The 21,461-nt window shown below is 66.4% G+C and carries 26 protein-coding genes; 14 read left to right on the top strand and 12 right to left on the bottom strand.

What is annotated here, in order from left to right; all coding sequences use genetic code 11:
* The 5 genes from VKZ87_RS05295 to VKZ87_RS05315 form a co-directional block, all read left to right on the top strand.
* Positions 1-485: DUF6306 domain-containing protein (locus VKZ87_RS05295; RefSeq protein ID WP_324220210.1), on the top strand; the 485-nt coding region annotated here is incomplete at its 5' end.
* 71 nt (positions 486-556) lie between these two features.
* Positions 557-1,165 (top strand): GTP cyclohydrolase I FolE, encoded by a 609-nt coding sequence (gene folE, locus VKZ87_RS05300; protein ID WP_324220211.1) that lies wholly within the window; start codon positions 557-559, stop codon positions 1,163-1,165.
* Positions 1,166-1,282: 117 nt separating this feature from the next.
* Entirely contained in the window at positions 1,283-1,873 is a 591-nt protein-coding gene (locus VKZ87_RS05305; RefSeq protein ID WP_324220212.1) for a ferritin-like domain-containing protein, read from the top strand.
* Between the two features lie 54 nt (positions 1,874-1,927).
* The gene (locus VKZ87_RS05310) at positions 1,928-2,317 is read left to right on the top strand and encodes a c-type cytochrome (protein ID WP_324220213.1); all 390 of its coding nucleotides are present in this window, start codon (positions 1,928-1,930) and stop codon (positions 2,315-2,317) included.
* Between the two features lie 29 nt (positions 2,318-2,346).
* Positions 2,347-3,060 (top strand): RNA polymerase sigma factor, encoded by a 714-nt coding sequence (locus tag VKZ87_RS05315; protein WP_324220214.1) that lies wholly within the window; start codon positions 2,347-2,349, stop codon positions 3,058-3,060.
* Positions 3,061-3,075: 15 nt separating this feature from the next.
* Here the strand turns inward: VKZ87_RS05315 and VKZ87_RS05320 are convergent, their stop codons facing one another.
* Positions 3,076-3,720 (bottom strand): trimeric intracellular cation channel family protein, encoded by a 645-nt coding sequence (locus VKZ87_RS05320; protein ID WP_324220215.1) that lies wholly within the window; start codon positions 3,718-3,720, stop codon positions 3,076-3,078.
* 134 nt (positions 3,721-3,854) lie between these two features.
* On the opposite strand from VKZ87_RS05320, the gene VKZ87_RS05325 reads away from it, so the two are divergent.
* Both VKZ87_RS05325 and VKZ87_RS05330 read left to right on the top strand, forming a co-directional pair.
* On the top strand, positions 3,855-5,534 hold the full coding sequence (locus VKZ87_RS05325; RefSeq protein ID WP_324220216.1) for a tetratricopeptide repeat-containing glycosyltransferase family protein: 1,680 nt from the start codon (positions 3,855-3,857) through the stop codon (positions 5,532-5,534).
* Positions 5,535-5,537: 3 nt separating this feature from the next.
* Positions 5,538-6,035, top strand: a complete 498-nt coding sequence (locus VKZ87_RS05330) for a flavin reductase family protein (RefSeq protein ID WP_324220217.1) — start codon at positions 5,538-5,540, stop codon at positions 6,033-6,035.
* 4 nt (positions 6,036-6,039) lie between these two features.
* Here the strand turns inward: VKZ87_RS05330 and VKZ87_RS05335 are convergent, their stop codons facing one another.
* From VKZ87_RS05335 to VKZ87_RS05345, 3 genes are all read right to left on the bottom strand, one after another.
* Complete coding sequence (locus tag VKZ87_RS05335; protein ID WP_324220218.1) at positions 6,040-6,753, bottom strand: hypothetical protein; 714 nt, start codon at positions 6,751-6,753, stop codon at positions 6,040-6,042.
* 56 nt (positions 6,754-6,809) lie between these two features.
* Positions 6,810-9,023 carry a hypothetical protein gene (locus VKZ87_RS05340; RefSeq protein ID WP_324220219.1) on the bottom strand — a complete coding sequence of 738 codons (2,214 nt, stop codon included), beginning with the start codon at positions 9,021-9,023 and terminating at the stop codon, positions 6,810-6,812.
* A 272-nt stretch (positions 9,024-9,295) separates the two neighbouring features.
* The gene (locus tag VKZ87_RS05345) at positions 9,296-9,655 is read right to left on the bottom strand and encodes a DUF1428 domain-containing protein (protein WP_324220220.1); all 360 of its coding nucleotides are present in this window, start codon (positions 9,653-9,655) and stop codon (positions 9,296-9,298) included.
* A gap of 215 nt (positions 9,656-9,870) precedes the next feature.
* On the opposite strand from VKZ87_RS05345, the gene corA reads away from it, so the two are divergent.
* Positions 9,871-10,845, top strand: a complete 975-nt coding sequence (gene corA, locus VKZ87_RS05350; protein WP_324220221.1) for a magnesium/cobalt transporter CorA — start codon at positions 9,871-9,873, stop codon at positions 10,843-10,845.
* A 2-nt stretch (positions 10,846-10,847) separates the two neighbouring features.
* Here the strand turns inward: corA and VKZ87_RS05355 are convergent, their stop codons facing one another.
* Complete coding sequence (locus tag VKZ87_RS05355; protein WP_324220222.1) at positions 10,848-11,552, bottom strand: hypothetical protein; 705 nt, start codon at positions 11,550-11,552, stop codon at positions 10,848-10,850.
* A 73-nt stretch (positions 11,553-11,625) separates the two neighbouring features.
* Between VKZ87_RS05355 and VKZ87_RS05360 the strand changes: the two genes are divergently transcribed.
* The gene (locus tag VKZ87_RS05360) at positions 11,626-12,255 is read left to right on the top strand and encodes a glutathione S-transferase family protein (RefSeq protein WP_324220223.1); all 630 of its coding nucleotides are present in this window, start codon (positions 11,626-11,628) and stop codon (positions 12,253-12,255) included.
* A 170-nt stretch (positions 12,256-12,425) separates the two neighbouring features.
* Positions 12,426-12,716, top strand: coding sequence for a hypothetical protein (locus tag VKZ87_RS05365; protein WP_324220224.1), 291 nt, complete (start codon positions 12,426-12,428; stop codon positions 12,714-12,716).
* Between the two features lie 148 nt (positions 12,717-12,864).
* Here VKZ87_RS05365 and VKZ87_RS05370 read toward each other — a convergent pair whose 3' ends face one another.
* The 4 genes from VKZ87_RS05370 to VKZ87_RS05385 form a co-directional block, all read right to left on the bottom strand.
* On the bottom strand, positions 12,865-13,833 hold the full coding sequence (locus VKZ87_RS05370) for a DUF1593 domain-containing protein (protein WP_324220225.1): 969 nt from the start codon (positions 13,831-13,833) through the stop codon (positions 12,865-12,867).
* A gap of 44 nt (positions 13,834-13,877) precedes the next feature.
* The gene (locus tag VKZ87_RS05375; RefSeq protein ID WP_324220226.1) at positions 13,878-14,189 is read right to left on the bottom strand and encodes a DUF3606 domain-containing protein; all 312 of its coding nucleotides are present in this window, start codon (positions 14,187-14,189) and stop codon (positions 13,878-13,880) included.
* Between the two features lie 41 nt (positions 14,190-14,230).
* Positions 14,231-14,686, bottom strand: coding sequence for a DUF4383 domain-containing protein (locus VKZ87_RS05380; protein WP_324220227.1), 456 nt, complete (start codon positions 14,684-14,686; stop codon positions 14,231-14,233).
* Positions 14,687-14,757: 71 nt separating this feature from the next.
* Positions 14,758-15,717, bottom strand: a complete 960-nt coding sequence (locus tag VKZ87_RS05385; protein WP_324220228.1) for a class I SAM-dependent methyltransferase — start codon at positions 15,715-15,717, stop codon at positions 14,758-14,760.
* A gap of 269 nt (positions 15,718-15,986) precedes the next feature.
* Between VKZ87_RS05385 and VKZ87_RS05390 the strand changes: the two genes are divergently transcribed.
* The 4 genes from VKZ87_RS05390 to VKZ87_RS05405 are packed head-to-tail and all read left to right on the top strand — an operon-like array spanning position 15,987 to position 19,242.
* Entirely contained in the window at positions 15,987-16,643 is a 657-nt protein-coding gene (locus VKZ87_RS05390; RefSeq protein ID WP_324220229.1) for a hypothetical protein, read from the top strand.
* An 11-nt stretch (positions 16,644-16,654) separates the two neighbouring features.
* Complete coding sequence (locus VKZ87_RS05395; RefSeq protein WP_324220230.1) at positions 16,655-17,095, top strand: phage holin family protein; 441 nt, start codon at positions 16,655-16,657, stop codon at positions 17,093-17,095.
* Positions 17,092-18,135, top strand: coding sequence for a DUF3618 domain-containing protein (locus tag VKZ87_RS05400; RefSeq protein ID WP_324220231.1), 1,044 nt, complete (start codon positions 17,092-17,094; stop codon positions 18,133-18,135). Before VKZ87_RS05395 ends, VKZ87_RS05400 begins: the two co-directional genes overlap by 4 nt.
* Positions 18,136-18,138: 3 nt before the next feature.
* Positions 18,139-19,242 (top strand): YihY/virulence factor BrkB family protein, encoded by a 1,104-nt coding sequence (locus tag VKZ87_RS05405; protein ID WP_324220232.1) that lies wholly within the window; start codon positions 18,139-18,141, stop codon positions 19,240-19,242.
* A 43-nt stretch (positions 19,243-19,285) separates the two neighbouring features.
* Here VKZ87_RS05405 and VKZ87_RS05410 read toward each other — a convergent pair whose 3' ends face one another.
* From VKZ87_RS05410 to VKZ87_RS05420, 3 genes are read right to left on the bottom strand one after another with little or no spacing between them, the layout of a single operon-like run.
* The gene (locus VKZ87_RS05410; protein ID WP_324220233.1) at positions 19,286-20,515 is read right to left on the bottom strand and encodes a methyl-accepting chemotaxis protein; all 1,230 of its coding nucleotides are present in this window, start codon (positions 20,513-20,515) and stop codon (positions 19,286-19,288) included.
* Positions 20,516-20,522: 7 nt separating this feature from the next.
* Positions 20,523-21,041 (bottom strand): PAS domain-containing protein, encoded by a 519-nt coding sequence (locus tag VKZ87_RS05415; protein ID WP_324220234.1) that lies wholly within the window; start codon positions 21,039-21,041, stop codon positions 20,523-20,525.
* On the bottom strand, positions 21,038-21,430 hold the full coding sequence (locus VKZ87_RS05420) for a response regulator (RefSeq protein WP_324220235.1): 393 nt from the start codon (positions 21,428-21,430) through the stop codon (positions 21,038-21,040). The genes VKZ87_RS05415 and VKZ87_RS05420 overlap by 4 nt, the downstream gene beginning before the upstream one ends.
* Between the last annotated feature and the right edge of the window lie 31 nt (positions 21,431-21,461).

Here is a 21,461-nt window from a genome sequence, read left to right on the forward strand (position 1 = left end):
CCTATGCCTCGCCGCCCTGCTTCATGCACGAACTGGGGCCGGAATATATCGAGACGGCGCCCCCTTCGACTCTCCTGCCCCTGCTGCGCGACCTGTATGACGGCTGGTCCGCCGGCGTTCCGGTGCTGACCGGACTGAAAAATGCCGTGACCGGCGGCGAGATCGCAAAGGCCCTGCACCGCATCTGCGCCGAGGATGTCAGTTTCTGCGACTTCCTCCGCGAGCAGCTCCTGCATCTCGGCGCCGTCGTCCGGGTCCGCGAGCAGAACGACGGTGGCACGCCGCTCACGCCGGAGAACGCCCATGACGAGCTGCGCGGTTTATGCGACGACCGCGACCGGATGGTGCACCGCATGAGCCGGGAAATCCCCTCCGTGCGGGATTACCGGCTGCGCAGCGAGCTGTCGGCCATGATCGCCGCGCATCAGCGCCGGACCCATGTGATTGCCGTGGCCGAAGCACTGCTCCTGCTCAATCATCCCTGACCGGACAATCCGGGGAACCCTTTTGCGCTGAACGCATCCAAACGCGTGACTGCCGCAACAGGAGCATCCCGATGAACGCACTGGCCGAACTGTCCGTCACTGATTCCCTGGCGGACGCGCCCACCGTGCAGGAAGCGGAATCGGCGATCCGGACGCTGATCCGCTTCATCGGCGAAAACCCGGACCGCGAAGGCCTGCGCGGAACGCCGGCGCGGGTCATCCGCGCCTACCGGGAATGGTTCGGCGGCTATCGCGAAAATCCCGTCACCCTGCTCGAACGCACGTTCGAGGATGCCGGCGATTACGGCGAACCGGTCGAACTGCGCGATATCCCCTTTCATTCGATCTGCGAACATCACATGGCGCCGATCAGGGGCAAAGCGCATGTCGCCTATCTGCCGGTCGACCGTGTCGTGGGCATTTCAAAGCTGGCGCGCGTCGTCGACGCCTGTGCACGCAGGCTTCAGATCCAGGAAAGACTGACCGATCAGATCGCGACCGCCATCGATGAAGCTTTGCGACCGCGCGGCGTCGCCGTCGTCATCGAGGCCGACCACGCCTGCATGAGCACCCGCGGCATCGGCATCAGCGGCGCACGCATGGTCACCAAGCGGCTGATCGGCGAGTTCCACAGCGATACCAGGCTGCGCAGCGAATTCCTCGCCTCGCTCTCCCTCTGACAATCGCGGAAACCTTTATGCGGGTCGCGCATCCAATGATTGCTGACACGCCATGAAGGCCGCCAGCCGACCAGCAATCGCGGCACTGCCGCAACGCGCCGCAGCCAGGAGACGACCATGACCATCATACGCAATGTAACTGAACCGATCACTGCCGGAACCAGCCGGCGCAGTTTCCTGTCGGGCGGCGCGCACCTGACGCTGTCTGCCACCGCAATCGCGTTGCTGGCCGGCAATCCGAGGCTGGCCGTGGGCAGCGCCAGGGCGGCGACTTCGGGCAATGATGTGACGATCCTGAATGCGGCGCTGGGCGCCGAGCAGGAGGCCGTGGCCGCCTATCAGCTCGGCGCCGAGAGCGGATTGCTGCAGAAGCCCGTTCTCGACTTGGCTGTCGGCTTCCAGGATCATCACAAGCAGCATGTCGATGCGCTGGCCAAGACGATCAGGGCGCTTGGCGGCAGACCCGTCGAACCGCCGAAGACCTTTTCGTTTCCGACGGAGAGGCTGAAGAGCCAGGCCGACATTCTGTCTTTCGCGGCCCAGCTCGAGAAAGGCGCCGTCAGCGCGTATCTCGGCGCGGTGCCAGTCCTCACCGATCGCGAGCTTGCGAAGGTTGCCGCCTCCATCCTCGGCGATGAGGCCATGCACTGGGCCATGCTGCGGCAGGCGCTTGGCCAGGATCCGGTTCCGGCGGCCTTTGTATCCTGAACAGGAGGGCGGGCCGGACGATTGCCCCCGATCTGCCGCGCCCGCCAGACCCACATGCCGACGATCTCCGGACTCATTCTTCTCGCCACCGTCTTCGCTGCTACAGCGGCGCCGGCGACGCAGGCGGCCGATACGGAGCGGGGCGAGCAGATCTATCAGAGATGCATCGCCTGCCACTCGCTCGACCGCAACCGCAGCGGGCCGAAGCATTGCGGCCTTCTGGGGCGTCGGGCGGGCAGTCTGCCGGACTATGCCTATTCGCGGGCGATGGCCGGTTCGGGTATCATCTGGACCGAGGAAACTCTGGATCGCTTCCTGAAGGATCCACTCGGCACATTGCCCGGCACCAAGATGGGATATGCGGGCGTCAAGAACGCGCAGGAACGGGCCGACCTGGTGGCCTGGCTGGCGCGCGTGTCGCAGGACCGCAGCATCTGCCCGTGACGAATGCAGGAACGCGAAGGGAGATCCCGATGCAAACCGCCCCGAAGTCCGCACGTAATCTCGGCGCGCTTGAGGATACCGCGCTGATCGCCATGATCCGGGAGGGCCACGAAGCCGCGGTCCGCACGCTGGTGCAGCGTCATAACCGTCGCCTGTTCCGGGTGGCCCGCGCCGTGCTGCAGGACGACACCGACGCCGAGGACGTGGTGCAGGAGGCCTATCTGCGCGCCTTTGCCAGCCTGGACGGCTTTCGCAGCGAGTCGAGCTTCTCGACATGGCTGACGCGGATCGCGCTGAACGAGGCTTTCGGCAGATTGCGCAAGCGCCGGGTACGCGGCCGGACGACGGATATCGAAGCGATCGAGCAGACCAGCGCCGCCGTGATCCGTTTCCCGAGCCTGCCGCAGCATAACCCGGAGACTGATCTTGCCCGCGAGCAGATCCGCCAGCTGCTTGAACGATGCGTGGACGAACTGCCCGATCCATTCCGCGTCGTCTTCATCCTCCGCGACATCGAAGGGATGAGCACGGAGGAAGTCGCCACGCAGCTGTCGATCCGGCCGGAGACGGTCAAGACGCGGCTGCACCGCGCGCGGCGCCTGATCCGGGCAGCGCTGTCCAACCGCGTGGCCGCCGCCTTCTCCGACCTCTTCCCCTTCGACGGCCAGCGCTGCGTCGACATGGCCTGTCGGCTCTGTCTGCGGCTGAAGGCGGCCGGCCTGCTGCCGGCGCGCGAAATCTGAGGGCCGGGCCGCGCTTCAGTCACCGCGGTCGTCCATCACGCGGCCGGGCCGGGAGCGGTAGCGCGGCAGTGACCAGTTCCAGCGCAGCGCCGCACCCCGGATTGCCGCGGCAAGACAGAACCCGCTGGCCAGACCGATTTCCCGGGCGATGCCGGACACGGACAGGGTGACGAACAGAGCGGCGCCCGCCAGCGCGGCCGTGGCATAGATTTCGCGGCGCAGGATGACCGGGCTTTCGCCGCCGAGAATGTCGCGGATCATGCCGCCGAAGGTCGCGGTCACCACGCCCATGGCGACCGCCACGACCGGAGCGGCGCCGGCCAGCAGCGCCTTCTCGGCGCCGGTAACGGCAAACAGCGCCATGCCGATCGCATCGCACCAGAGCAGCAGCGCGTAACGCGACTGCGGGATATGCGCCAGCAGGAAGGTTGCGACCGAGACCAGGACGCAGGTGACCAGATAGGACGGTTCGCCCACCCAGAAGACCGGCAGCGCGCCGAGCAGCACGTCGCGGATGGTGCCGCCGCCGATACCCGTTGCGGTACCCAGCAGGATGAAGCCCACGACATCCATCTGCTTGCGGGAGGCGACCAGTGCGCCGGTCGTCGTGAAGACGACAATACCGAACCAGTCCAGCGCCGCCGCGAAAGTGTCAAACATCACCGGCCTCCAGGCTCTGCCGTCATCCGCACATACCCTGCACGGAGACGCCCTGCAGGTTTGATCATGCCGAGATTAAGCCCTCCTTAAGGGTCCGTCCGCCATGCATTCCGGGCAGCAGCAGGAGACCGCGGGTGAACAGGAAACAGCGCCGGGCACAGGACAGGAGAGCGGCCGCGCCGATGCGCGCCGGCTCGGTCCCGCCCCTGCCGCAGGAGGCCGCCCGGCTGAACGAGCAGGCGCTGGCATTCTTCCGCGCCGGCCAGCTTCCCGAAGCCATCGCCGCCCTGCGCCGGGCCGTCGCGCTGGCGCCCCGCCACGGCCTCTTCCACAGCAACCTGGGCGAATTGCTGCGGCTGTCCGGCGACACCACCGGGGCGCTGGACCATCTGGATCGCGCCGTCACGCTGGATCCGGACAACGCCGGCGCTCACAGCAACCGCGGCAACCTACTGCGCCAGCTCGGCCGCCCGGACGAGGCCATCGCCAGCTACCGCACGTCGCTCAGGCTGCGGCCCGGATCGGCCGACACGCTGGTGAACCTCGGCGCGGCCCTGCAGGACGTCCGCGACTTTACCGCCGCCATCGACGTGCTGCGCCAGGCCATCGCACTGAACCCCGGTCTGGCCATGGCGCACCAGAATCTCGGCCTCGCCCTGATGGCCCAGGGCGACCTTGCCGGCGCAGAGGCAGCGGTTGCAAAGGCGGCCGAACTGTCGCCGGCCGGGATCGATACACTGATCGCGCTCGGCGACCTGGAACGCGGCAAGGGCAGCCTGGACGGCGCGCTGCGCTGGTATGAAAAGGCCTGGCGGCAGGCGCCCGGCCATGGCGAAGCCCATATGCGCTACGGCGCGGCGCTCATGATCAGGGGCAATTACGGACAGGCCTGGCCGCATTTCGAGGCGCGCTGGAATCTCGCCGAAATGGCAGTGGACCGGCGGCCCTTCACGCTGCCCTTCTGGAAGGGCGAACCGATCCCCGCAGACAGGAAGATGCTGCTGTTCACCGAACAGGGTGTCGGCGAAAACCTCGTGCTGCTGAGCGTGCTGCCGGAACTGCTCGCCTGCGGAATCACGCCGGTGATCGAATGCGATCCGCGCATGATCCCGCTGCTGAATCGCAGCTTTCCCGGCATTGAGGTGCATGCCCGCAAGGCGCCGCCCGAGCCGCGGCTTTTCGCCGGGGATCTCGTCGTGCAGGCGACGCTGTTCGACGTCGCCGCCGTCTTTCGCCGCTCGCCGGCCGACTGCAAGGGTGCACTGCCACTGCGCGCCGATCCGCAGCGGACCGCCATGCTGCGTCAGCGCTACCTGGCGGGCCATGACGGCCCGCTGGTCGGTATCGCCTGGCACAGCGGCAACCCGAAGCTGGGCGCTCCGAAATCGGCGCAGCTGACGGATTTCGCCCCGTTCCTGACGCTGCCGGGCATCCGCTTCGTCGACCTGCAATACGGCAACCGCGCCGAAGACCGGGCCGCGCTGAAGGCCGCCTGCGGCGCCGACATCCTGCATGACCCGGGGATCGACCAGCTGAAGGACCTGGACGGTTTCGCCGCCCAGGTGGCCGCCATGGACATGGTGATCAGCACCAGCAATACGACCGCGCATATGGCCGGCGCACTGGGCAGGCCGACCTGGGTGCTGCTTCACAAGGGTATCTCGCCGCACTGGTACTGGGGGCTGGAGGGCGAGACCACGCCCTGGTATCCGACACTGCGGCTGCTGCGGCAGAGCCAGGCCGCCGACTGGCGCGAACTGGCGGAAAAGGTCGCGGCGGAATTGCCCGCCCGGCTCGCTTCCACTACATCCTAGGGCATGACCGACCAAGCTCTCGACGCCGCCTTCCGCAGCGCCATGCGCCGGCTGGCCGCCACCGTCACCGTGATCTCCACCCGCGCCGAAAACGGCCTGCGCCACGGCATGACAGCGACGGCCGTCACCTCCGTCTCCGCCAACCCGCCGGCGGTGCTGGCCTGCGTCAACCGCTCGGCAGCCCTGCATGCCCAGCTCAGCCTGGGCCGGCTGCTCTGCATCAACCTGCTGCATTGCAGCCAGCAGAAGCTCTCGGAGGTCTTCGCGGCCTCGGCGGATGGCGAGGCGCGTTTCCGGATCGGCGACTGGCGGGCCGACGAGCACGGCGTGCCCTATCTGGCCGATGCACAGGCCAACGTGTTCTGCGAGATCGAGGCGCTGCATGCCTATGGCTCGCATTCGGTCTGCATCGGCCGCGTGACGCGCGCAACCTGCCGCGACGATGTCGCGCCGCTGATCTACCAGGACGGCGCCTATATGTGCACGGGCCCGCTGGGCTGAGAGGTCAGGAGTGCAGCGCCACCATCTGCAGCAGGCGGCGGAACTCGTTCACCACCCGGCGTTCGACATGCTCGTTCAGCGCCACGCCGCTTTTCAGCCGGCGCGGCCGCAACGGCACGACCTGGGCCGGACGCGCGGCCTGCGGCGCAGTGATTGGCTGCGGCTGCGGGGTGGGTGCTGCCGCGCTGCGCGGCAGCGGGGTGACCTTCGCCGCCGGTGCCGCCGCGACGGCCGGCTTTGTCCCATCGCCCAGCGGCGCCAGCTTCAGCTTCGGATGCGACTTGAAGCCGGACGAGGCATGGACGGCGATGTCCAGATCTCCGGCGGCCGTCTCTTCGATCATCAGCAGGGTCGGGAAATGCGCCGCCAGCAGGGCGAAGGTTTCGTCGCGCAGAAAGCCCGGCTCGGGAATGGCGCACCAGCGCTGCTGGCCCTCGAAACCGAGCGGCCGGCCATGGGCGCGATAGAGCCGGGTCAGCGCCTCCGTCAGGCCGCGGTTCGGCTGGAAGACCAGAACTACCTGCCTGTGCAGGTCGGCCGGGCTGTGACGCCGGCAGACCAGCAGAACGAGTTCTTCCGGCCTAGCGCCCAGCGCCGCCGCGGCCCCGAAGAAGCCCATCACGGTGCCGGCGGCGCGAACATCCTTCGACAGGAAATTCAGGCGCTCGGCATGGCGCAGCGTGCCGATGGGACTGAAGAAGCGCGGCTCGAGTTTCATGGCCCCATCCTAACCCGCCAATCGGGCTTCGAGCGACTGAAAATCCGGCGTTATGGTTAATGGCCGAACAGCCGCGGCAGCCAGTCGTAGCGCCAGGCGAAGCCGAGCAGGATGACCACAAGCACCAGAAAACCGATCAGCCGCCAGGGCGTGGTCCGCTCCGCATAGGGATCGGTCAGGGCCCGCTCGGCGCCCGGAGGCAGCTTGGCCAGCTGGGTAAGGCTGCCGCCGAAGGGGATGTTGATCTTCGCGCGCGCATTCACCGCCCAGCCGTTGGCGTCGAGAATCGGCGCCAGATTGCGCTGCCGCAGCTTCATCGCCGCGATCACCATGGACGGCCCGGAGATCAGCAGGATCACGCCGAAGATCGCCAGCGGAATCTGCCACCAGGTCAGATTGAGAATCCCGGTGACCACCGAAGCCAGCGCGGTCCCGATCGCGCCGATCGCCAGGCCGATGGCGGCGAAGATGCTGGCGAACTTGCCGGCATCGAAAGCGGGCGGCGGCGGAGCCGCGGGCGCCGCGGCCGCAGGCGGGGCCCCCGTCACTGCCTGGGTGCCGGTCTTCAGCAGCTGCGCCGTCATCTGCGCCTCGGACTGCTTGGCCCGGGCGGCGGCGAATTTCTCGATCTGATCGCCGATGAACTTGCCCAGCTTCTTGTAGGGCAGCCAGAAGGCTTCACGGATGCTGATCGGATGGCTGACGATCTTCACCACCACGGCATCCCAGTCGCGACCCTGGCGATCGTAGAACACGCCGTTGCGGCCGTTCATAAGCTGATCGCCGTCGCCGCCGGTAATCGCCGCGGCGATGGTCATCTTCTCGTTCGAGCCGCGCCGGTAGCAGTCGCAGTAAAGCAGATACATGCGGCTCAGCGAGGCCAGCGTCGCATGGCTGTTGGGGTCGTCGACACGGACGCAGAGATCGCAGGAACGGCCGTCGATATAGAGCTTGCCGACCTGGAAGATCGCCTTGCCCTTGCGGGTATAGAAATCGCGGAAGGACACGAAGTTGTGCAGCAGCGGCACGAGGTCGCGCACATAGCGCGCCAGCATCTCGACGGCGGCAATCGCCTCGAATTCCGGTTTCAGCGCCAGATCGGCCTCAATCAGCGCCGCGATTTTCTGCCGCGCCTCGCCCGCCCTGATGCTGCGCACGCGGCTCAGTCCGAGCGGCTCGACGAGACCGCCCTGCTTGCGGCCCAGCCATGCCATGCCCGGCTTCAGCTTCGCCTGCAGCGCCAGCCAGTCCTCCTCGCTCAGGGCCTCGCGCGCTCCGAGAAGAGGAGTTACGGCTGCATCGCGCAGGGCGGCGACTTTGTCCGCCCAGGCCGGATTGATTCCGCCGTCGCCCAGCGGCAGCGGCCGGCCGGCCGCGACCCGCGCCAGCGGAAATCCGACCACCGGCGCGGCGCCGCCGGAAAGATCCTCATCGGCAATGGCGGCGAAATCCTCCGCATCGGCGTTCAGCGCCGCTTCGGCCGCCGGATCGAAGGCGGCCATGCGGCAGCGGAAGAAGTAATCGTCCAGCTTGGCCCTGATCGCATCCACCGCCTGCACGGCGGCGAGCGTTCCCTCGCCCAGCGGCAGGATGTCGGGCGAGGCCTGCGCCTCGTCCCACCAGGCGCAGTAGGCATCCACCGCGGCGAAGAAGCTGTCGAACTCCTCCTGTCCGATGCCCTGTTCGCCGCCGCGATCGGGGCGCGACCCCGCCAGCCGCATGATGTCCTGCATCACCGCAGCCGTCTCCGGCTCCTTCGCCGCGGCCGGCGGCACGATGCCGTCGCCGTTGAACTGCGTGCTGGCGAAGATGCGCTGCACGTCGGCCGCCTCCTCGGGCGCGATCGCGCCGGCATCGGCCTTGCCGAGATTGGTCAGGATACGTCTCGCCGAGGCAAGGATGCGCGCGCCTTCCTCGTGGCGGTCGTCGATCAGGCTGAGCGGCAGGGTGCCATGGCCGGCGAACAGCGCATCGGCATCGTTGACCATGCTGCAGGTCCAGCGTACCGCGTGCAGCAGTTCAAGCGCGCGGATGCGGCCGTCCCTGTCGGTATCCATCAGGTCGAGGGTGCGGCGGTCGAACTGCACGGAATCGACCGGGCAGCTCAGCGCCAGCCAGAGTTTCTGGTCCAGCTGGTCGAGATGTTTCAGGTCCTCACCCGCCTCGATGCGGACCTGATCGAAGCCGCCGGCGCGGAAGAAACGCCAGCGGTGGCGCGGCTCGGGTGTTTCGGGCTGGCGCGCACCTGCAGAAGTCTCGCCATTGGCCATGCGCCGTTCCTCCTTTGTCGAATCACCCGTCGCCGAACACCGCATCCGGCGTCTGTCCGGATCATAATCCGGCTAATCCGGAGTCTTTGTTCTTAGGCCGGGCCTGGCAGTGCTTATCCGGTCTTATCCGGGCCTTAAACAAGCTTAACGCTGCTTATCCGGCATTTACCACTTCCGCCGCCGCATGGCATGCACAATCGGAGATTAGAACATAAAGTGAATATAAAGTCCAGCCTGCCGCCAGCCTGGTTACGGGTGTATGCGGCGCGGCGTCAGACCTCGACCAGTGTCCTGAAGCCGCCATAGACCATACGCTTCATGTCGAAGACCATGGTGTCGCTGCCGGCCATCGCCTTCAGCCGCGGGTCGTCCATCACCTTCTTGTTGACCCGGTCGCGATGGGCGCGCGACTTGAACACGATGAAGGCAAAGACCGGGACCTCGCCGGGTTTCAGAGTCACCGCCTTCGTGAAGGGCTGCACCATCTTCACCTTCAGGTCCTCGCCGACGCATTCCTTGTAATCAAGCGCGCCGTGCTCGCGCCAGATCTTCCCCGCCTTCCTGGCGATGCGCCGGTAGGCGGCAAGGTTCTTCTTCGGCACTGGCAGCAGAACGCCGTCGACATAGGTCATCCCATCTCTCCCCTCGGGTTCATGACAATGGCGGGTGTTCCGCCATGCGAGCAGATGGTGCAACCCCGGACGATGTCGAGGGCTGCGCCGCCGCCCCGGTGTGACGGGGCAATGAAGCGCCGCGCGATCCGCGCTACCATTGCCCGGCCCCTCCGAGTCGCGAACCGCAGAGTCGCGGACCGCCGCGTCGCGGATGGTGGCGAGGGAGGCCGCCGATGCTGGTCAATTGCGTCGCTTACCGGCAGGGCCGGAAACTCGCCGATCTGCCGGTGCAGCGGATCGGCGAATATCTGAAACAGCCCGACACCTTCGTCTGGGTGGCGCTGAAGGACGCGACGGCGGAGGAGCTGGCCGAGATGCAGGCCGAATTCGGCCTGCACGAACTGGCCGTCGAGGACGCGCATCACGGCCATCAGCGCCCGAAGATCGAGGAATACGGCGACAGCGTCTTCGTCGTCATGCATCTGCTCGAAATCGTGGACGGCGAGCTGGTGCAGGGCGAGGTCAATGTCTTCGTCGACGAGGGCCATATCCTCTCGGTGCGCAACCGCGCAGCGCAGACCTTTCTGGGCGTTCGCGACCGGGCGGAGCGCGAGCCGCATCTGCTCAGCCTCGGCTCGGCCTATGTGCTCTACGCGCTGATGGATGCGGTGGTCGACCGGTATTTCCCCGTTCTGGATGCACTGGAGACCGAACTGGAGGAGATCGAGGAGCATATCTTCGATCGCGAGCGCGGCGGCTCGCCGCGCGCCAATATCGAGCGGCTCTATGCACTCAAGCGCAAGGTGATGGTGCTCAAGCATGCCGTGGCGCCGCTGATGGAGGCCGTCAGCAAGCTCTATGGCGGCCGCGTGCCGCGCACCTGCGCCAATCTGCAGGAGTATTTCCGCGACATCTACGACCACCTCACCCGGCTGAATTCCTCGATCGACACGGCGCGCGACACGATCGGCACCGCGATCCAGGTGAACCTTTCCATGGTGACCATCGAGGAGAGCGAGGTGAACAAGCGGCTGGCCGCCTGGGCCGGCATCTTCGCCGTCGCCACCGCCTTTGCCGGCATCTGGGGCATGAATTTCGAATTCATGCCCGAGCTGAAATGGAAATATGGCTACCCGCTCGCGCTGTTGCTGATGGGCGGAATCTGCGGGCTGCTCTACTGGCGCTTCAAGAAGAGCGGGTGGCTTTGACTTCAGTCGTCCAGCGGACGGACACCATGACTGCGCTCCGGCTCATCCCTGTGGTGCCAGAAAGACAGCAGGCGATTCCTGTCTTCCCGCGCCCACCGTATCGCATCGTTTCCCAACCAGACGGGTGACACCCTCCTGGCCGTGACGGTGCGTGTCGCCGGATAGACGAGAGCCTGATTGCGGTTGGTGGCGAACTGGCGAAAAATCCGGAAGACCCTGTGGCCGATCTTCAGATGCTTCTGATCCCCCGGCGCGTAAAAGAACCAGTATTCGCCATCGGTGAGGTGCTCCGGTGCGTCGTAACTCCTCTCCTGGTGAAAGCTGTATTCGAATCTGAACACCGGCAGTTTCGGGGCCCGCAGGTCCCAGTAAGCTCCGGGCTCCGGCAGCACGTCGTTGATCGGATCTCCGACGACGATCCATTCCGGTTTCCAGTCGGGATCGAAATGCATCTCGGATTGATGAAATTTGTCGGGGTCAAACGGTCCCCGGTCATCGCCCATCCTGAACATATGTTCACCGACACCGCATGGCGGCGGTTCAGGCCACACCCGATAGAATATGCTGGGCTGGAAGAAATACCGGGCATCGGGAAACTCGTCGAAAAGCGCGTCGGCAAACCCATGCCAATCCGCTATCGTCAGGCAGACGTGAAGATTCCTGTAGGTGTAAACCTGCTCGCCTTCCCCAATCGGAGCTGTTGCCATACCTGCCCCCTTTGTTTTCTGATTGTTCTACCCCTCTTTTGTTCGCATTTCAAGCGGAAAAAGCCGAAATCCCATGCTCACCCTCTATTACGCTCCCGCCACCTGCGCGCTGGCCTCGATGATCGCCCTCGAAGAGGCCGGGGCGGATTACGAAGCCGTGGCGGTGGATTTCAGAAAGAACGCCCAGCGCGATCCGGAATACCTGAAGGTCAATCCCAAGGGCCGCGTGCCGGCGCTGGTGACCGGGCGTGGCGTGCTGACCGAGACGCCGGCCCTGCTCGCCTTCATCGCGCAGAGCTTCCCCGAGGCCAGGCTGGCCTCGCTGGACGACCCCTTCGCCTTCGCCCGCGAGCAGGAGTTCAATTCGTATCTGTGCTCCACCGTGCACGTGGCCCATGCCCACCGGCCCCGCGCCTATCGCTGGGCCGACGACGAGGCGGCCATGGAGGCGATGAAGCGCAAGGTGCCGCAGAACATGTATGACTGCTTCGCGCTGATCGAGACCGCCATGCTGGCCGGCCCCTGGGTGATGGGCGAGCGTTACTCGATCTGCGACGCCTATCTCTTCACCGTCGCGCAATGGCTGGAAGGCGATGGCGTCGACCCTGCCCGCCTGCCGAAAGTCGCCGCGCACCGGCAGCGCATGAGCGAGCGGCCCGCCGTGCGCAAAGCGCTCGCCAGAGAGCGTTCTGCACAGAGTTGAGGCATTTCCGTGAATTGGCCGGTGCAATGCTGTGACCGGCAGTGGTCCGGTCACAGTTCTGCCCCAGTCTTCGCGCCACAAAGCGACCACTGGCCTTTTGCAGGTCTCCTGGGACATGCTCCCGGGCACCGGACAGACATGAGCCGGACGCAAAAACAGGAGGGGTCACTATGGATGCGAATATCGAACGGCTGCATTCCCACCTTATCAATGCGCTCAGCGCAGCCCAGGAGCAGTACAAGACGGCGCAGGCCGCAGTGTCAGCGGCCAAGGCCGAACTGAAAGCGGCCCAGGCAGCCGGCGATCTGACCCAGACCCGCATCCTCTACCAGAATCTGCGCAACGTGGAGCGCAGCGCCGCCCATGCCGAGGCGCGCGTGATGTGCGCCCGGGGCGACCTGATGCGCTTCGAGAACCTGTACCGGCTGAACCGCAGCGCCGCGCGGCGACGGCGCTCGTGAGCCCGGCCGTTTAATCCTGTCCCCCGGAAGGCCCTGCTGCTCCTCCCCGGCAGAGGCTTTCCAGAGAGGGCGCGCCGGCGACAGTCCCCCCGCCCGCCGGCGCGCCCTTCTTGTCTTCAGCCCACGCCCAGCGTCGTTCGCGCCATCGTCATTCCATGGCGCGCAGCCGGTCGAGCCGCGCGGCGAAGTCGCGATAGGCGGCCACGCGGTGGCGGCGCACGGTGGCCGCACCGCGATAGGCTTCGCGCTCCACATCCGCATCGGTCCAGTAATGCGGCCCGCGCGCCGGGAAGCGCCGGAAGGCGCCACCCCAGCTGGATGGATCGCCGGGATCGTCGTCGGGCGCGCTGTCGATCAGATACAGCAGCGACGGCGTGTCGCCCATTTTCAGGCCGTACTGGCGGGCCTCGGTGAAATACCGCCCGAGCGCGCCATGCCCGCGCGCCTCGCCCATGCGCCATTCATTGTTCTCGCGCCCCTGCTCGTCGGTGTAGAAGCCGCGGAAGCTGCTGTCATTCTCGATCCACCACAGCTCGCGGGCATGGCTGGCAGCAATATAGTCGCGCGCGGCACGATCCTGCGCGGTGTTCCAGGCGCCGATCATGTAGACGCGCAGATGCCGCGCGATCTGCGGCGCGTCGTGCAGGGCCTGGGCGAGATCCGTGGCCGCCCCCCAGAGCAGCACCCAGAGCGGTTCTCCCGCGGCCGCAGCCTCCTGCCCCGCGGCGATGATGGCGTGCGAGCCGTCGCTCGGCTCGCTGAAGCCTGCCTCGGGCTGCGGCGTCAGCCGTCCCTGGTGCACGATGCCGCGCAGGCTGTCGGGGGCGGGATAGGACGGCGAGGCGCGGCGCAGCAGCGGGTAGTCGGCTTCATAGGCATCCAGCGCCCTGTGGATGTCGGCCGTGCGGCCGCCATGGCCGGTGGGCGTCGAGATGAGACCGACCAGACGGATGCGGTCGGCATAGAGCAGCGCATGCGCCAGGCTCTGCATGTCGTCGGGATCGGCGCCGCCGATATCGGTCGAGATCACCACGCGGGGGCGCGGGTCGGCGGCCAGCGCCGGTCCGGCCAGCAGGACGAAGGCGATGGCGCTCAGGAAAACGGTCAGCCAGGGCATGATCCGAGGCTGACCGCGAAAAACGGCGGAGATGTGGCCGGATTCTAGTGCGGGCCGGTCGTGTTCAGCGGCGTATGCTCGGGCGCCTCGGCATCGGCCTGCAGACCGAGATGCTTGGCCACCGCGTCGGCCGAGGGGCCGACCGCCTCCACAGCAGCGCGCAGATCCTCGACGGCGACGTTGTATTTCTTGGCCCACCAGCGCATCTCCCAGTCCTGGTCCACATTGATGCGCGAGCGGTCGTCCGGGCCGCGTTCGGCGAGATTGCCGGCGCGGCCGCCGGGCAGATCGTCGGTCGGCAGGTTGCCCGGCGGCAGTTTGCCGGAAGGAATATATTGCGGACGTTTGTCGGGCATTGGGGACTCCTGTGCGTTACGCATGAACAGAGACAGCGGGATCAGCGCGCGTTGCTCACCGTGGGCGCCTCGCGCCACTTGCCGCGGCCGGTGACGGCGAAGAACAGCGCCACCGCCGCCAGCACCAGATGGAGGAAGACGTCATAGCCCCAGAGCGGCACAAGACCGAACATGGTCTGCAGGCCGGACGCAATGCCCATCAGCGCCAGGATGAAATAGATCACCGCCACGACGCAGGCGTAGATCCAGCCGGCGCGCAGGCTGCGTGCCGCGATCAGGCCGGCAAGGCCGAACAGGATGTGCACGATGTTGTGCATCGCATTGACCGGGAACAGTCCGAACAGAAGGCCGACGCCTTCCATATGCGGCGTCTCCATGCCCGCGGAACCCTGCGGCACTCCGGATATCGGCTGGACGAGACCCGGGATGAATCCGGCGATGCCGGCAGCGAGGAACACGATACCGTAGACCAGCGCAAAACTGCGGGTGTTGGTCATGACCCATCCTTTCTGCCGCGTTGCACCTCAGTCCAACGCGGCAGCGGATGGCATGTTCCCGCTGGCTGCGGTCAGGCGCTCTGGCGCATGCCGGCAGCGCGGCGGGCTACTTCCTCGTCCTCGAAAGCCGGATGCGGCACAGCGACGCCGCTGCGCAGGGGGCGTTTCGCCTCGACGAACAGCGAGCCCGGTTTGCGTGCACGGCCGTCTACCATGTCCAGACCGGAAGTGGTGAAGCCCGGGATGCTGCTGCGCGCCTCATTGAGCACCTCGACATTGTCGAAGCCGGCGCGCTCCAGCAGGCGGGGCAGCGAGAAGCGGTCATAGCCGACCCGGTGCACCTCGCCGAGCCGCAGGAAGGCGGCGGTCTCGAGACTGTCGACGACGCTGGCCGGCAGCAGCTTCCGCACGATGCCGACGATCATGCCGCGAATCCGTGCCTTCATACCCTTGCGGGCATCAAAGCGCTTCTGTTCCTCCACGCGGTGGTTCTGCGCCTCGTGCAGGTAGGCTGAGGGCGCGATCCAGTCCCGCCGCGCGCGCTCCTCCAGCAGGATGCGGACATTGCTCGACAGGCGGTCGCGGATATCATCGTTGGCGATCAGTCCCGGACGATTCAGATAGTCGACCAGATCGCCGCCGCTGCGGCGCCGCACATGCTGATCGAGCAGCTGCAGGTAGGCCCAGTCATACGAGGTCTCGTTCTTCGCCGACGGACGGTCGCAGACGGCGCTCAGCCGCTGCAGGTAGAAGCGGCAGAGATCCTCAAGATCAGGCACGACGATGCGCACGATGCCACCCGGCTTGAGCACGCGGCGGCATTCGCGCAACAGGCGCAACCCTTCCTCGAAATCGAGATGCTCGAGTATATGCGAGGCATAGACCGCATCGACCGTACCGTCCTCGAACGGCAGCGGCTTGCGGATGTCGAAGGCCCGAACCTCGGGTGAGGTCGGCTGATGGTCGAGGTTGATCCAGTACGGATGCCATACGCGGCCGCAGCCGATGTTCACCAGGACGGGCTTGTCCATGCGTCTCCCCTGTTTGTCTGCAGGTAAGTCTTTGCGGTGACCGAGGAACGCACTGTGGCCCGGAAAGTTCGTAACACCCTGTTACAAAGCCATGCGGAAGCTGTGGCCCGGTTGTGACGCGAGTCTGCACGAAAGCTATGGACATCCTCGCGGAACACGCGCCCTGCCGAGCGGTTAAGGCTGCACTGAATTTCATCGTGCATGCCGACTGTGACATCTGCATGAACAGCATCGGTCATGCCCACATTTCAGGCAGCAAAGGGGACTCCATGGCATACGAATCCGGTGACGGCGATTTCCGGCAGCGGCAGGATCCAGACCAGAGCCGCGGGCTTTCCGCCAGTGCCGAAGCACAGGCCCGTGACGCCGCAGAGCAGGCCAGCCATGCGGCGCGCGAAGCCGCTCGGCAGACGACGCAGGCGGCACGGGATGCCGCCGACCAGGCCCGTCAGGCAGCCCTGCAGGCGCGCGAAGCCGCGACCTCCATCGTGCAGCAGCAGAAGGATTACGGCGCCGAACAGATGGAAGGACTGGCTCGCGCCGCCCACGGCGCCGCCGAGCAGCTCGAGGAGCAGCTGCCCATGGCTGCCCATTACGTCCACGATGCCGCGGCCCGTCTGGAACAGGCCTCGGCCACCTTGCGCGAGCGCAGCATCGAGGAGTTGCTGGGCAGCGTGACGCAATTCGCCCGCAGCCAGCCTGCGGTCCTGTTCGGCGGCGCGATCGTCGCCGGCTTCGCGCTGTCGCGGTTCCTGAAGGCCAGCCGTCCGACGGACACCTATTCGCATTACGGAATGGCGACTCCCCGCACCCGCGACACCGGCATGGGAGACGGAGCGGGCAGCATCAATTCGGTCGTTTCCGGCAACAGTGCCGCTGCCGACCAGTCATCGCTGTCCGGCATGCCGGACAGCAGCCGTCACTGAGGAGGACCATCATGGCCTATGCCGATACCCCGAACCGTTTCGAGACGACAGGCCGCGCGAGTCCGAACCGCTCGATCGCCGACATCCTGCGCGACCTGATCAGTCAGGTGACCACGCTGGCGCGCAAGGAAAGCCAGCTGGCGCGGGCGGAAGTCTCCGAGAAGCTCGGCCAGATCGCGGGCGGGCTGGCGATGATCGTCGGCGGCGCGGTGCTGCTGATCCCCGCACTGGTCATCCTGCTCGGAGCCGCCGTGACAGCCCTGATCAACGCCGGCATCCAGCCGCACTGGGCCGCATTGATCGTCGGCGGCGGTACCCTGCTGATTGGTGCCCTGCTGCTGCTGGCCGGCCTCAGCCGACTGAAAGCCGAAAAGCTTGTACCCAACCGCACGCTCGACCAGTTGCAACGCGACGCCGACGTCGCCAAGAGCCAGATCAGGACCGCACCATGACCGATACCGCCCAGCTCGCACGCGAAACCGAACAGACCCGCGCGGAACTCGAGGGGACCCTCGATGAATTGCGCGCCCGCATTACGCCGGGCCAGATCGTCGACCAGCTGATGGAGCGGGCGCGCGATGGCAGGGGCGGTGAGTTCGTCCGCAATTTCGGACAGCAGATCGCCGCCAATCCCATTCCTGTCGCCGTGATGGGGATCGGCCTCGCGTGGCTGATGATGGCGAACAGAAATCCGCAGCCGCGCAGCCGCACAGCGCACGACGCCTCAGTGGACGACATGTACAGCGACCGCGGCATGGACGAGAATTACGTGGAGCCGGGCAATCTGTCCGGCGAATTTCACGCCGGCGACGGCAGCGGCTATCGCATCGGGGCGGACGGCTCCAGCCGGTCTCTGTATGACGATGCTTCGGACTACGATGATGGCGCGGAGGATGGTTCCGGCAGCCGGCTGCGCGAGATGGCGCAGGATGCCACCGGCCGCATCAGCAATTCCGCCCATGCCGCGCGCGACAGCATCGGCGACACCGCCGCCTCGGTCCGGGACGGCCTGCAGCATGGTGCGGCTTCGGCGCGGCAGGGCATGCGGCGGGCCCGGAAAGCGATCGGCGATTCCGCCTCGGAGGCAGGCGAAATGTCGCGGCGCTTCTTCGACTTCTGCCGCGAGCAACCGCTGATCGTAGCAGGCCTCGGTCTGGCGATCGGCGCCGCCATCGGCGCCATGCTGCCGGCCACGCGGATGGAAGACGAACTGGTCGGCGATGCCAGCGACGAAGTGAAACGTCGCGCCTCCGGCATGGCAGACCGGATGTCGTCCGAGGCCTCTTCCGCTTGGCGCGAGGCCCGTGACAGCGTCGTCGGCAACGGCAGCGGCAGCAGCAGCATGGGGACCGGCGAGCACGAGGAAAGCTATGCCGCCGGAGCGAGCGGCGGCGCCGATCTTGAAGAAGACGGCGCGGGCGACAGCTTCGGCGGAGTCCGGTCGCAGCAGGGCTCAGGCGGCGCACCGGCGCAGCACCGCATCGTGGAGTGACATTTGTCGCTTCGCGCCGATGAACCGGGCGGCTGGCCGGCGGGCCCGGCACAGGGCGCGCCGCTCTGGGCCATGGCCATAGCGGTGATCCTGCTGGCGTCGGGCTTTAACGCCCGCCCTGCCGGTGGACGGGTGGTGCACTGGAAGCGTTCGGGCGAGGCCGGCCGCGGACGCGAGGCGGCCAGTCCGGCGGAGATTCCGAAACGCGGCTGGAAGGACGTGCTGCTGCGCGTCAAGGATGCCATGTCGGAGAACCGGCTGGCGGCCGTCAGCGCCGGCATCGCCTTCTACACGCTGCTTGCTCTTTTCCCGGCCATTGCCGCGGTGGTTTCTCTCTACGGCCTGTTTGCCGATCCGGGTACCGTGGATGATCATCTTGAGTCGCTCGGCAGTTTCATACCGGCCAGCGGTATGGACCTGATCCGGGCGCAGGTCGAGCATGTCACCGCCCAGGGCCAGCAGGCGCTCGGCCTCACCTTCATCATTGGCCTGGCCGGTTCGCTGTGGACCGCGAACGCGGGCACCAAGGCGCTGTTCGATGCCCTGAACGTCGTCTATGGAGAACGGGAACAGCGCAACTTCTTCAAGCTCACGGCCCTGTCGCTGGTGTTCACGCTGGGCAGCATCGCGTTTCTGGTCTGCGCGATGGGCGCGCTCGTTGTGCTGCCGGCAGTGCTGACCTTCGTCGGACTGGGCGGCGCCGCCGAATTCATCCTGAAACTGTTCCGCTGGCCCTTCCTGTTCGCCGGAATCGTCTTTGCGCTGGCAATGATCTATCGTTACGGCCCGAGCCGGGAGAAGCCGAAATGGCGCTGGGTGACCTGGGGCAGTACGCTCGCGGCATTGCTGTGGGTCGCCGTCTCCGTCCTGTTTTCCTGGTATGCCGAGAACTTCGGCAACTACAACAAGACCTACGGCTCGCTCGGCGCCGTCATCATCTTCATGACATGGATCTGGATCTCGGCCCTCGCCGTCCTGCTTGGCGCGCAGCTGGACGCGGAGCTGGAACACCAGACGGCGCGCGATACCACCACGGGATCGCCGAAGCCGCTCGGGCAGCGTGGCGCGACCATGGCTGACACGGTCGGTCGCGCGGCATCAGACTAGGCACGGGCCGCTGACATACACCAACGGCGCGTCAGCCCGGCGACTACATCGACCGGATATAGGTGAGGAACTTCTGGACCCTGCCCGCCAGGCTGTTCGCCTGCGTGCCGATCTCCCCTGAAGCGGCCTGCACGTCATCCGCCGACCGGCCGGTCCGGCCGGCGCTCTCGGAAATGTCGGCAATGTTCATCGAGACGCTTTCGGTGAAGGCCGCTGCCTGCTGGATATTGTTGCTGATGTCGGCGGTGGCCACCGACTGCTCGCTGACCGAATCCGAGATCGCCGACACGCGCTGCTCCAGCTGATCCGCCTGCTGGCGGATCACCTTGATGGCGTCGGTGGTCTGCTCGGAGGCCTGCTGGATGGCGCCGATCTGCGCCGCGATATCCTTCGCGGCCTCGGAGGTCTTCTGCGCGAGATTGCGCACTTCCTGCGCCACGACGGCGAAGCCCTTCCCGGCTTCCCCCGCCCGGGCAGCCTCGACCGACGCGTTCAACGCCAGCAGATTGGTCTGGAAGGCGACGCTCTTGATGAACTCCACCACCTCGTCGATCTTGCGGTTCGCGCTGGCCAGCGCGGTCACCGCCGTTTCGGCCTCGATCGCCTGACGGGCGACGGCAACGCTTTCCGTCTTCGACGCCACGACCTGGTCCCTGACCTCGGCGACAGATGCGGCCAGCTCCTCGGTTGCGGCGGCGACGGCCTGGGTGTTCTGGGTCGCCTGGAGAGCGGCCTGGTTGACCCGCTCCGACTTGCCGCTGACGGCCTGGGCATCGGCCACCATCGTCGTCGCCGCAGACCCCAGGCTCTCGGCCGCGCGCTGGACGGCCGACACGATCGTCATGACTTCGGATTCGAACTGGCTGGCCAGTGCCTCGCGCTCCGCCCTGGCGCGCTCCTCTGCGGCGCGTTTCTGCTCCTCGATTTCATGCTGCAGGCGGACGGCCTCCTCGGCCTTCGCCTTCATCGCTTCCCGCGCCCGGTTGATCGTCTCGGCCCCGCTCGCGAAGGCGCCGGGAAGGCCGCGCGTCAGGAATGGCCGGTAGAACTTCCCTTCCGACGCAGCGGTCAGCGAGGCCGCGGATTCGCGGATATAGGCGTCGGACAGATCGAGGATGCGGTTCAGCAGGCGCAGCGTCGGGGCGACGTCGCCGTATTTTTCGGTATGCACGATACGCGCGGAGAAATCGCCCTTTGCCACGCGGGCGCAGACGGATTCGATCTCCGCCATGGCGGCGGGCAACAGAGTGGCGTTCTTCCCAAACAACAACATGCCGACCTCACAGCGAAAAAACGAATTCGTCGTAACTCTGCCCGCGCTGCTTCAGCAGCTCCTCGAGCCTGGCTACGCCTTTGCGAACGGCCTCGCGGGGATCGCCCGCCGCAGCCTCGACATCCAGCAGATCACGGTAGACGGTCTCGATCGCCTGCACGGCCGACCGCTCCGGCACGCGACGGTTCGAGTGATAGCCGTCCGGCTGACCATCGGCGCCGTAACTCGGCGTGACATGGGCTAGCACCCAGTAGTAGTCGCCGTTCTTGGCCAGGTTCTTGACGTAGGCGAAGATTTCCCCGCCGCTCTTGATGCGCTCCCACAGCAGATGGAAGACAGTGCGCGGCATGTCGGGATGGCGCACGATGCTGTGCGGCTTGCCGACGAGCTCATCCTCGGAATACATCCCGATCCTGCAGAAGACTTCGTTCGCGTAGGTCACCCGACCCTTGAGATCGGTTTTCGACACGATGATCTCCGACTCGTCGAAATGCCGCTCGCGCTGCGTGGGTACTGGACGCTTCATTCTCTATCCTCTTGCGGCGCCAGCAGGCGCTCGATCTGAAGCTCGAGTTCGTTGGTCAGCAGCGGTTTCTCGACAACCGGCACACCGGCGGCCGCTGCGGCAGCCTGCAGATCCGAGCCCGGATTGCTGGTGATCAGGATTGCCGGCAGCTGCACGTTGCGCTGCCGGAGCCGCTGCAGGGTCTGCAATCCGTCAAGGCCGGGCAGGCGCCAGTCGAGAACCAGGCAGCCCCATTCGGGAAATGCCGATTCCTGGATCACCGCCTCGCCGCTCTCGAACGAGTTGACCACAAAGCCCTCGATGCCGAGCCGGAACTCCAGCGCCTGGCGCAGTCCCGGGTCGTCGTCGACGAGCAATATGCGTGGTGTATGGGAGGCGAGAACAGACATGCAAACCTAACGGGCGCAGGTTGTAGCGATG

It is taken from the genome of Ferrovibrio sp. (assembly GCF_035304305.1).
Taxonomy (GTDB): Bacteria; Pseudomonadota; Alphaproteobacteria; order Ferrovibrionales; family Ferrovibrionaceae; genus Ferrovibrio.